Raw genomic sequence first — 3,066 nt, forward strand, 5'->3', positions numbered from 1 at the left:
TCAATCGAAATAATTTTTTCGCTACGATCAACAACCAAAGTAGCTTGGGAAGGAACTAATTTCAGTAATTCTTTTATCGCTCCAGTTGTTTTGCTGTGCGCTTTTGCCTCCATAAGTTGCCCTAATAAAACCAAGGAGAGGATGACTGTGGTGGCTTCAAAATACACAAATACATCTCCGCTTTCAGATTTGAATTGCGCGGGAAATAGACCCGGAAATAACATGGCAGTAACACTAAAAACAAAAGCTACTCCAGATCCAAGTCCAACTAAGGTAAACATATTCAATTTCCATGTGATGATTGATTTCCAGGCACGCTGAAAAAACATCCATGCCGCATAAAATACCACAGGAATTGACAATGCAAATTGTATCCAGTTCCAACTTTTTTGATTTATTATTTTTAATAATGGATTATTGGAAAACATCGCAGACATTGTAATCAGCAGAATAGGAAGGGTGAATGACACTGCAACTATAAACTTTTTCAGGAGTATTTTATACGTTTTGTCATCTTCATTTTTGGCAGGTTCTTTCGGAACTAAATTCATTCCGCAAATTGGACAAGAACCTGGCTCATTTCTTATGATTTCAGGATGCATCGGACAGGTATATTGCTGCGCTGATTTCTGTTGAGAAGGTTGCTCTACCAAATCCATCCCACAAACAGGACAACTCCCCGCTTTGTTGTATGTCTTTTCCCCTTCGCAGTGCATGGGGCAATAGAAAACTCCTGAACCTTTTGTATTTTGATTGGTAGTTTCTTTATGATTTGAGAGAAGTTCTTTGTTATCATGCTTGTGCATTTCGTCTCCCTGATTCGCGATGCTATAATTTCCTCCACTTTTTTTTAAGGTCTCTTGTAATTTTTCTAATGGAATGTGTGATTTCATTTCAATCGCAGCTTCTGCTTTTTTCAAATCAACTGAAACTTTGGTCACGCCCTCCACTTTGCTGAGTGCTTGTTCCACATGATTTCTGCAACCATCGCATGACATTCCTTTTATTTGATATATATGTTTCATTTCTATTTTGTTTTAAGTTATAATTCTCTTTGCTAATCTAATGTTACTATAATATATTAAAGAACTCATGATTAAAATAGTAAATTCTCTAATTCATTCCGTGTTTCCATCCTATTGAAACAAGCCACCAATTCATAGGATATGTTATTATAGTTCCGATAAAAAGAGCTAATGATGCAAGTCCCCAAAAGGTATATGTACTGGGCAATGGCGGTGATGATATAATGAGTGGCTGTATAAGTTTCGCTGTAAGTAACATACCAGACATTAATGTAATCATTGAAAAAAATTCAGCTCTTCCTCCCTTCCACAATGCTTGCGAAGGCGAATTTCCTATACTCCGCATTGCGGTGTATTGAAACAAAATCCATCCAAACAAGAATCCTGTTATATATTCTCCTGTAAATTCAGCCCAGAAATTCAGTCCAATATATCTTGCAATAACCATGGCGGTCATTATTCCCAAACCCTCTCCTGCTACACAATGGATGACTGATCCGGTAACTTTGCTAAATGTTGAGGATACCTGTTCATGGTGATGTTCTTTATCAAAAGCTTTCTTGTTTTCTTTCGGATATCTAAATAACAATCCGTCTGGACGGCAAGTTAAAAGATACCATAAAAATCCGATCACTGAAAAAAAGATGACAATGATTGGCCATCCCACTTTCAATGATTTATTTACAGAAGTGTTCAAATTATACAAATCATAAATAACCCACATTGCTAAAAGCAAACCACTTACATACCATAACAAAACGAATGATTCGTCTGTTAAGAAGTTTAATGTGATATCATTTATACTTTTCATTTTTTAGTATTTCAGGAACGATAAGTTTTTCTTTTAAAACATAAATGCAGTTGATTTTTAATAATCTTAGGATTTGACAAGTGTTATAACAAAATATTCGCCTGAACTTTCTTTATATTCTTGTTTTACAATACCGGTTACCTGATTAAATATTTCTTCAACTGTGTAGTTGATGTCCTTTATTTTTACTCCGAACATATATGCTTTGATTTCAATTTTTTCTTTGATGTGATAATTTTTCGATTTCATTCCTTCATTAGTTATTTTTCTATCCGAAATTTTAATCTTGCTGTTCGCACCAAAGAAACCAAGTAACCCGCCTTCACTATTCATTGAGAAGGAAATATCGGGTAGCGGATTTTTTGTACTCATGCCAATTGGATAAAAATCATCCTCTGTTAATAATTTGACTGAAACATTCGTGTAATTTTGTTTGTCTGATAAAGGAAAAATATGGATAAAAAGTTTGCCTGCTGATGGCTCACATGAATAATTGGTTTCATAAGTATTTTCCAGTTTACCTGCTTCATTGTATGAAATTATTTTCACAGGCAGAATATATTTATTTCCTTTTTTTTGAATCTTTCCGGCTTCAATGATTTGTTTGCTTATTACGCTTCCTTTTTTGTCATAATTTAGTTTTTCGTATTTATTCCCATCCACCTGATACATAAACATTCCTTGAGTATCCTGACTGAAACAGGAACAAGTATTCAGAATTAAAGCGACTACTACCAAAATAATGTTTTTGCTAAGCATCCTGCTGCTTTATTAATTTATTTGTAAATAAAATCGCGCATTCTTAATTAGTTAATTATTCCTACTATCAAAAATAAAATTGCTGCAATACCTGCTGAAATGAAATTATAAGGGTTTGCATATTTTAAATATTTTGCATGGTTGGCCTGAGCAATATTTGATGCCATATTCGTCATTCCTGCAACAGGAGAAGTAACATCTCCGAATGTACCACCCGTAATTATTGCCGCTACGCAAAGAGGAATGTAGGCTCCTGATACTATTGCAATTGAAATTGCAATAGGCATGAGTAAAGAAGCTGCACACCAACCTGAACCAATAAAGTATGTTACGGCAGAAGACAATATGAAAAGTGAAACGGCTATACTCCATGCCGGCATAGAAGTACCTAAGTTGTGATGTATAAATTCATTCAAACCCAATGCCTGTGAAACAGATGCTAAAGGCCAAGCTAAGGCAAGAATTACGAGG

At 34.8% G+C, this 3,066-nt stretch carries 4 protein-coding genes; all 4 read right to left on the reverse strand.

Translation table 11 applies throughout. The features are described 5' to 3' along the window. Nucleotides 1-1,025: heavy metal-binding domain-containing protein (locus tag ABIZ51_01595; protein ID MEO7087467.1), on the reverse strand; the 1,025-nt coding region annotated here is incomplete at its 3' end. 88 nt (nucleotides 1,026-1,113) lie between these two features. Continuing rightward, nucleotides 1,114-1,836, reverse strand: coding sequence for a DUF4396 domain-containing protein (locus ABIZ51_01600; protein MEO7087468.1), 723 nt, complete (start codon nucleotides 1,834-1,836; stop codon nucleotides 1,114-1,116). A gap of 66 nt (nucleotides 1,837-1,902) precedes the next feature. Further along, nucleotides 1,903-2,595, reverse strand: a complete 693-nt coding sequence (locus ABIZ51_01605) for a hypothetical protein (protein ID MEO7087469.1) — start codon at nucleotides 2,593-2,595, stop codon at nucleotides 1,903-1,905. Nucleotides 2,596-2,642: 47 nt separating this feature from the next. Continuing rightward, nucleotides 2,643-3,066: Na+/H+ antiporter NhaC family protein (locus ABIZ51_01610; protein MEO7087470.1), on the reverse strand; the 424-nt coding region annotated here is incomplete at its 5' end.

The organism is Bacteroidia bacterium, assembly GCA_039924845.1.
GTDB lineage: Bacteria > Bacteroidota > Bacteroidia > DATLTG01 > DATLTG01 > DATLTG01.